This window comes from Marinobacter mobilis (genome assembly GCF_900106945.1).
GTDB lineage: Bacteria > Pseudomonadota > Gammaproteobacteria > Pseudomonadales > Oleiphilaceae > Marinobacter > Marinobacter mobilis.
Genome location: NZ_FNNE01000011.1, coordinates 133,167 through 141,236, shown reverse-complemented (window position 1 = coordinate 141,236; position 8,070 = coordinate 133,167). Strand labels below are relative to the sequence as shown.

8 protein-coding genes are annotated in these 8,070 nt (G+C 53.8%); 3 read left to right on the top strand and 5 right to left on the bottom strand.

Features of this window, described 5'->3' with window-relative positions; translation table 11 throughout:
- Positions 1-268: transposase (locus BLV11_RS16600; RefSeq protein ID WP_139173249.1), on the bottom strand; the 268-nt coding region annotated here is incomplete at its 3' end.
- An 88-nt stretch (positions 269-356) separates the two neighbouring features.
- On the opposite strand from BLV11_RS16600, the gene BLV11_RS16595 reads away from it, so the two are divergent.
- From BLV11_RS16595 to BLV11_RS16585, 3 genes are all read left to right on the top strand, one after another.
- Positions 357-1,553 (top strand): hypothetical protein, encoded by a 1,197-nt coding sequence (locus tag BLV11_RS16595; RefSeq protein WP_091817019.1) that lies wholly within the window; start codon positions 357-359, stop codon positions 1,551-1,553.
- A 133-nt stretch (positions 1,554-1,686) separates the two neighbouring features.
- The gene (locus tag BLV11_RS16590; RefSeq protein ID WP_091817016.1) at positions 1,687-2,658 is read left to right on the top strand and encodes a helix-turn-helix domain-containing protein; all 972 of its coding nucleotides are present in this window, start codon (positions 1,687-1,689) and stop codon (positions 2,656-2,658) included.
- Positions 2,659-2,849: 191 nt separating this feature from the next.
- Entirely contained in the window at positions 2,850-3,281 is a 432-nt protein-coding gene (locus BLV11_RS16585) for a PACE efflux transporter (protein WP_091817013.1), read from the top strand.
- Positions 3,282-3,303: 22 nt separating this feature from the next.
- Here BLV11_RS16585 and BLV11_RS16580 read toward each other — a convergent pair whose 3' ends face one another.
- The 4 genes from BLV11_RS16580 to BLV11_RS16570 all read right to left on the bottom strand — a co-directional run bounded on the left by BLV11_RS16580 (position 3,304) and on the right by BLV11_RS16570 (position 7,948).
- The gene (locus BLV11_RS16580) at positions 3,304-3,579 is read right to left on the bottom strand and encodes an antibiotic biosynthesis monooxygenase family protein (protein WP_245726058.1); all 276 of its coding nucleotides are present in this window, start codon (positions 3,577-3,579) and stop codon (positions 3,304-3,306) included.
- A 488-nt stretch (positions 3,580-4,067) separates the two neighbouring features.
- On the bottom strand, positions 4,068-4,406 hold the full coding sequence (locus BLV11_RS18255) for a DUF6547 family protein (protein ID WP_139173248.1): 339 nt from the start codon (positions 4,404-4,406) through the stop codon (positions 4,068-4,070).
- A 731-nt stretch (positions 4,407-5,137) separates the two neighbouring features.
- On the bottom strand, positions 5,138-6,256 hold the full coding sequence (locus tag BLV11_RS16575) for a DUF3047 domain-containing protein (protein ID WP_091817010.1): 1,119 nt from the start codon (positions 6,254-6,256) through the stop codon (positions 5,138-5,140).
- A 756-nt stretch (positions 6,257-7,012) separates the two neighbouring features.
- Positions 7,013-7,948 carry a LysR substrate-binding domain-containing protein gene (locus BLV11_RS16570; RefSeq protein ID WP_091817007.1) on the bottom strand — a complete coding sequence of 312 codons (936 nt, stop codon included), beginning with the start codon at positions 7,946-7,948 and terminating at the stop codon, positions 7,013-7,015.
- Between the last annotated feature and the right edge of the window lie 122 nt (positions 7,949-8,070).

Below are 8,070 nucleotides of genomic sequence, written 5' to 3'. Positions count from 1 at the left end.
TAGCCTTTTTTAATATGTCCTTCTCCCGTTCCAGCCGATTACAGCGGGCTTCCAGCTCTTGGATACGGCGTTGCTCCGGGGTTAGGGCCTTGCCCTTCGGGGTGATCCCTTCGCGTTCATCCGTTAGCTGTTGCACCCATCGCCGGAGGGCGCTTTCACCCACGCCCAGGGACGTACTCGCCTGGGCAATGGTGTAACCTTGATCCAGCACCAGGCTGGCTGCTTCCTGCTTGAATTCAGGAGTGAAGGAACGTCGCTTTCTGGTCATCAGACACCTCGTTTATGGCGGCGATCTTACCACCTTCGTTGGTGTCCGGAATCATTGAGCCACTACATTCGGACGCTTCAGAGGATTCATGCAAAACTCAGCCGCACTTTGGACACTGCCACTGGCCCTCACCCTGGCCGCCTGTAATGTCGATATCAGTACAACGGAAGTGACACCCGGGCAACCCGATTCCGAGACACCGACCCCGGTGAAGGATCTTGACTCAGACGGTGTGGCGGATAGCGCCGATAACTGTCTGCTGGTGCCCAATGCCGACCAGGCAAACAGCAATGGCGACGCCTTGGGGGATGCTTGCGACATCGACACACCGGTGGTGGAAGGCAAGTACCAGCTGACGATCTACCACGAGCTCGGTAGTGAGTACCTTGATGCGGCCAGTGGCGTGTGTGTCAGTGCGACGGACAGCCCGTTCACCGTTGATGTTCTGGTGAAAGGCAGCCAGGTGTTTCTCTCGGAGGAAGGGGGGGAGCGGCGGTTCTATGGCATCGCTGACACCAGCGGCAACCTGGAGGTGTTTACCCATCCTGAGGGGCAGTTCGCAGCAACCAACGGATACTTCTCAGAAGGCACCCGGCGCATTACCTTCGATTACAGCGACCAGCAATCCAACCTGGACGGCACGGTGTCCTGCAACATCGCCGCCCGGGTAGAAGCCAATTTCAATTACGCCACCTCCCTGATCGCGCCTGCGGCCATGGTGCCTCCGGGGCTGAGTCCGGGCGATACTTTCTATATTGTATTCGTAACGTCTGCCGGGACCGTTGCCAATCTCAGCGTCGATGCCTTTAACCTGTTCGTCAACGATGTTGCGGACGGTTCGAGCCTGAAGGGAACCGACAACGGCGACCTCCGGTGGAAAGCCATCTTAGGGCATGACGACGGCACCATTCAGGGTGAAAACCTGTTCTCGGTCGGCAGCACCAGCCCTATTTACAACCTCAATGGTGACCGCCTGGCCAACAACGCCTCGGATTTTTTCAACGGCGGCATGCTAAACCCCATCGAATACGACGAAACGGGAACCAGTCTCGGCGACGTGAACGTCTCTGTTGGTTTGACCCAAACCGGAAGCAACCTCCTCAGGCAGGGCGACAATACCCTCGGGGGCAATGATTTCATGGGTGATGGCTGCTCTCGAGGCCGTTCGGGACAAATTAACAAACCAGCCTTTGCCGCCAGTATAAGCGGCGACGACTTCTGCGATTCGACCCCATACCCCCTGTACTCGGTCTCGCCACTGCTGGAGGTGCCATCAGCCCCTTAAGCGCCGCCGGAAAGCTAACACCCCAGCGCCAGGCCTTATGGCATGTCACTGGGGTGATGATCGAGAAGGCGTTATGATGAGACAGGGCGACCCAACGAAGGGTGGCCGCCAATATGGATGTTGATGACTGCTTATGCCAGACCGCCACAAGGAATCCTGCCCCCCTTCTGAGAGCCTGCCCACCCACAAGATCGATATGGCGGGAGGCAGCCTGTTTGAAGTTCCCGGGGTTCGTGGCCGCATGGAACGACTGGAATTTCCGAGTGGCCTGACGCTCTACCGGCTGGAGTTTGAAGCCCTGGAGGACTGCGCTCTGCAGATGCAAGGGCGCTTTGATGAGCCCTGGATTGGCAGCGCCTTTCATATCCAGGGACGGTCGAAGATGGTGCTGCCCAATGGCCAATCCCATCGGCTGGACCCGGAGGTGGCCTTGCTGATGCGGGTGGATTCCTCCGGCACCTGCTTTCATTTGAAGGCAGGCGAACTGGTGCGACATATCGGCGCCGCGACCACGTTAAAAGCACTGTCCCAAAGGTATGGTGGCACCCTACCGGAGGATCTGGGCGACTTTATGTCCGCGTATGGCAGTGCCTGCCACATCAGCGCCGTCTCCCCATCATCGCGGTTGAGAAACCTGGCCTCGCTGTTATTCACTCCACAAACGGATGGCAGTTGCCGCAACCTGATGCTGGAGGGTTACGCGGGGGTGTTCCTGGCAGAAACCATCGAGCGGCATTGCTCCGAGCCGGAGCCTCGGCCAGTCTTTGCACTTTGGGAAGAGCAGGCCCTGGCAGACCTGCTTCAATGGATTAAACGTTCGCTGGCACAGCCTCTCTCTGTACCTGCATTGGCGGAAAAAGCCGGTTTAAAGGACAGCAGGCTGGACCAGCTGTTCCGCCACACCCTGGACAAGAGCTGTGCGGAATTTATTCGACATGAACGGATGGACCTCGCCCATACCTTGCTCAGGGATGGCAACCATCCGGTCAAGGCTGTGGCCGCGCGCTCTGGCTACAACCACGTCAGTAATTTCTCCCGGGCCTATAAAGCCCACTTTGGAGAGACGCCAGCAAGAACGCTTCGCCGAGCCCAAACCGGGCGATAATTCGCTCAGTGGCGCAGATAACCGTTGCCCAACCATCGGGCACCCCCATCAGTGGAAACCGAAGCAACGAGAAAACACGGCTGGTTTTTTGGTAGGCTAGGCTTCTGCTTTTGGTAAGCAATTCTTTTGGGGACGACCCCACCCTTCCTGGGAACTGAACGCGGGACGACCCGCCTTCATGTGACTTCGCTATGAGAACCACGAAAGACAGAATCCGCCAGGCCGTGATGTTTGAAGCCATTGGCCTTCTGCTGTCCATTCCCCTGGCTGCGCTGACCTTTGGCCTGGACCTCGGCAAGACCAGTGTCCTCGGCGTGATTGGAGCCACGATGGCAACGGTTTGGAACTACCTCTTCAACCTGATGTTTGACCACGCCCTGAAGAAAATCTTCGGGTCGACACACAAGTCCATTAAGGTGAGGTTCGTTCACGCCGTCAGTTTTGAATTCGGGTTGATGCTGGCCTTCCTGCCCGTGATTGCCTGGTGGATGGGGATAGGCCTGTTTGAGGCGCTGATGATCGACATCGCGTTTGTCGTCTTTTATCTGGTGTATGCCTTTGTCTTTACCTGGACCTACGACCTCGTGTTTCCCGATAACAACGAACGGAGGGTTACCCGTTAGTCACCGGGTAAAGTCGTCGATTTCATCGTATACGGTGGCAGATATGCGTTCGCCCAGCGCTCGCATGTCGGCCATCGCCTCGGCGATTTTCCGCTCCCCAGAAGGCTGTCCAGTGCGCCATGGACTCCCACTTTGCCACCGTCATCACCTCGGTTTTATCGTCGGGGCTGCGTAGCATAAAGCTGCCCAGCGCACCTGGCACCGTTTCATGAATCGTGTTGGTGGTGCGGCTCCATACCGTCTGGAACTCCGCAAAACGCGCTTCCTGTACTTTCCAGCGATAGACTACCCGAATCACCGTTCACCCCTTGTGGAGCTCGTCCTTTAAATAGATCTGTCCCGGTTTTCCATGTTAGAACTAGGCACGAGGAACATAAACCTGAAGAACCTTGGTCGATCTCGGGGAATAGATACTCTTTTCGCCGTTGCTTAGCAGGACGCGCGTGCAGTACCCCAAGCGGAGTACGTAACGAGACATTTCATCCTCGGTGACTTCCTCTTCTCTCTTTTTGGGGTCGGCATGATTAAGCACGTTACCGCCAAACTGCGAAACACGAAAAGTATGCTCACCAGTATCCCGGCTTTTCATCGTGCAAGGAAAAACAACTGTGCCATCCTCAAGCAAAAAACATAGCCTTCGGCTAACTCTTCCCTCTGACATAACATCCCTTTAGTTCTAACGCTTTGATAAGCGGTTGTGGTGGATTGGCGGCTTGTTTGCGGCTCTTTGCAAACAAGGTGACAATTTACCACAATCCGACTTGAGCAACTTGTTAGGGCCTTTATTTACTCTGGCCATTGATCACCCTCACACCTTGCTATGAAATCATAGTTTAACTCGGTATCAAATGGTTCTTTTGGCAGAGTGTGACCTTTGTAATTTATAGTTGATGTGTCAGATAAAAGAGCTAGTAAATCATGAATACCTGACTCTTTCGCGTCTTGGACAATTTTTGATATTACTTCCCGTTGATCACTTGTAAGAGAAGACAACAGTTCATTTGTTTCATGATTTGATTCTGTAATAGGAAAAGAACCCTTTTGCACCCAATGAGCCGCTGCAGAATCTTTTATCGAAACTGCGGCATCAATAAATTCTTTATACAGACTCAACTCTTTACTCATAGCAACCCTTTTGTGCCCTAACAGCAATTAGACCGCGTTCCGCGATATTGCGAAAAAACCGATTCCAGATAACTCCGGATCACATCGACTCCAGAAACACGGTAATTTCTCAGATAAACAGTAGGTTAGTCCACCCAATGCAATCACTCCCTGTAATATCGCGGATTCTTCTTTTTGCTCATCCAATACTAATGCCGCCTTCAGCGACCGATTAATGCTGCTACGGAAAACCGGGACAGATTTATTTAACCCCATGCGGGTCAAAACAAGAGTGGTATCGAGAGCGGGAAGTGGCTTGATGAAAAGCAGAGGGGCAAAGTAGGGGCACGAAGGCGCTTACCAGTATAAGCTTCAGCGTGAACTAGTATCGTCTTCCCTTCAACGCAGCGTTGCTCAATTTTTCAGACACTTCCATGTTCTAAGGTCCAAACATTTCCCTTAGAAACAGGTTAGCGGAGAATTGCCCCCTTGTCTCCCAACCTGCTCATTCTTGACCTTCCAGGAACCTAAAACCTGCTGTTTTTACTTGAATTTTCCGTTTATGAACGCCCCTTCCCAGCATTCATCATGCTGGAGCGGAGGTTCGACTGGAACGTGCGGAGCAACACGCCCCCTTCCACTTCCCAGTATCGACGAACCACCGCTCCATGTAGACCTAGCCCTTTAAATAAATCTGTCCCGGTTTCCCGGCAATCCGTGCATAAGAATTCACGGGAACGGACAGGCTGGCCCTAGAAAATGGCTTGCTGCGCGTCGCTTGGCCCCAGCTTGATTTCCCGATATTTACACTTTCCGTGCCCGCTTTGAAAGGCGGAGTTAGCAATTAACCAAACAGCGACAATTCTCTCTGGCACCTGTGCGCCTATAGCTTGCATGTAGTCTTCCTTAATACCGCGAGACTCCTTGTGCCAGATGCCCAAACCATCTTCAGGCCGACGCAACACCCAATGCGTTTCACGCTTGTCCCACCAAGGTAAGGGGCACTGAAAAATCGTACCGGCCGGCAACGTGCTACTCCACATATAGGTCAGGTCCAACCCGTTATCGAACTCAACAGCGATGGATAGATAATCGTGCGTCGGTTGCACATGTTCCGGAAGCGTTGACGGCAAAGCATCCACACACCACGACCATGATAATTGCATATCGTCCGTCAACGGTTGTTCAATGGGATACTTAATAATTCCAACATCTCCATGCGTATCGCAGCAGAGGGCTGATTCGTCATCACACTTTCGGTAAATCGATCCTTCACCTAAACGCCAGTAGTAGTGCCACCCCTCAGGAAGGTCAGGGCTGTCTTCTGCCCCTGAACCAGAATAGATTTCAATCTCGATATTGCCGTCCATGGGTGGCGGAGGGCTTTCCGTGCTCGTTTCTCCAGCACGATTGCCAAATGCCCCCGGCAGCGCAACCTGGAAATACAACCGTCCCCCGGCTTTGGACGTAATCGTTCCAATGTCACTCGGCAGGCGATGAATTTCTCCATCGTCGATGCGATACCACAAGCAGGTTCTTGGCCCAATGCTGACATCTAATGCACGGGAGAGAAACAAACGGCCATTTGCACTGACAGACACTGACTCACCGGGAGACAATGTAATGCCACTGTCGTGCCATTGCTTATCGGCTCGTAACGTCATGTGGTGCAGCACTTTGCCCACAAGCGTCTTTGGGCTTTCTGCATTTCGTCGGTTACGACGCTCGCTGCGCTGTGCAACAAACGGCAGAAAGACGCGCAGCGGCGAAGGCGCGTTTCGGATTGGCAGCGGACCGGACGCTGCGGCCGGATATTGTTCGCCAACTAAATCCAACGCCCTCGCAATTCGGTAGTCAATAGATTGGCTCATTACGTATCTCCCTTATATAAGCCAAAGCGTTTCTCACCTTGCCATACGCTCAGATAACCCCCAGAAGCCTCCTCAACTCAAACTCTGACCGCGGGAGCTGCCGTAATGGAGGACCGGCCACAGCCTGCTGTGGCGTACATAATTGCCTTACTATTCGAGACTTCCCTGCCAGATGGTTTAACCAGCAGCCTCTTTGACATAAGCACATTACCGTTCAATGGCTTAACTTGGTCTCATTGTTCAGGATTAAACTCCGCCAACTAAAGAAGTAAGACCATGGCGGTAAAACATGCCCCGCCGAGCGGTGAGAGCATCGTGAACCAGGGGCAGACAGGTGAGAAAAAGCAGGGAAGCAAAACGGTTAACGGAGGCGCTTACGAGTAAAATCTTCAGCGTAAGCTCGTATTCTTAAGCTTCTACGTAGCGTTGCCTAATGTTTCAGACACGTCCACGGTCTAAGGTCCAAACATTTCCTTTAGCAACAGGTTGTCGGAGCATTGTTCCCTTGCCCCCCTAACCTGCTCCTTTTGACGTTCCAAAAACCTAACGCCTTCAGTTTTTACTTGAATTGTCTGTTTATGAACGCCCCTTCCCGGCATTCATCATGCTGGAGTCGGCGGTTCGACTGAAACGTGCGGAGCAACGCGCCCTCTTCCGCGGCCCAGTAACGACGAACCACCGCGCCTTGTCGCTCTAGTCCTTTGCATAAATCTGTCCCGGTTTTCCAATCCAGCAGTTCTATCTTGCGTGACAGGATCACCGCTTCAATGAGTTCTGGTCCAGAGTGGAAACAGGCTGGTTCAGCGGCGGCAATTTGTCGAAGAGCCCTTTCAGCCAGGTATATAGTGCGTCGATCTCGGGCTTGGAACGGCTCGCCTTCGGGGTGACCAACCAGTAACTCTTATTGGTTCTGACTTGAATCGGGAATGGCAATGTCAAACGGTTGTCGTTCACCCAGCCGTTAGCGGTTGGCAGGATCGCCAATGCCACGCCCAAGCCATCGCTCGCGGCCTTCAAAGCGGCCAGGTAGGAATCACACGTGATCCGTTCCGCCCCGACATCACACCGTTCCTGTCCGAAATGCCGCTCCCACGCCAGCATGGCAGGCTGGGCGTAGATCAGCCGGTGTTTATGGAGCTGGTCGAATTCGGTAAAAGCGTGGGATGCGGCGTAAGAGGGACTGCACACCGGCGCCACGGAGGCACCGCAGAGCTTGCGACAATCCAGATCCGGCCAGTCCCCATCACCAAACCGCACCGCAGCATCGATTGGCTCCGCATCAAAGTCTGCAAAAGACATGCGTGCTTCCAGGCGCAACTCAAGCCCCGGCAGGTAGTCATTGAATTCCAGGTAATGAGGCATTATGAGGTCCTGTGCCACAAACAAAGGCGCACTCACATGAAGCGTCGAGCAGTCGAACCGGCGCCTGTAGGAGAGATACCCCTCCCTGTGCGCGCCCAGCACCCGCTGCGCGACCTCGAAATAGAACTGCCCTTCTGCAGTCAACCGGACCTGGCGGGTATGGCGTTCAAATAGCGGTGCCTGCAGCCATTCTTCGAACGCCTTTATCTTCTGCCCGATGGCCGGGGCGGTCACGCTGAGCTCTGCCGCCGCCGCCTTGAAACTCAGGTGCCGGGCCGCCGCCTCGAAGGCTGGAAGGAGTTGCAGAGGCGGTGTTTTTCGGTAATCCATAAAAAACCACTATGAGAAAGTTTTTATTTTCTATGACTTAAAATAACTCGTTTGTCAGCGATTATTCGATAGCATATCTTTTTTATTGTCAACGCCTGATGACGGGCATCGAGGCGCGCACG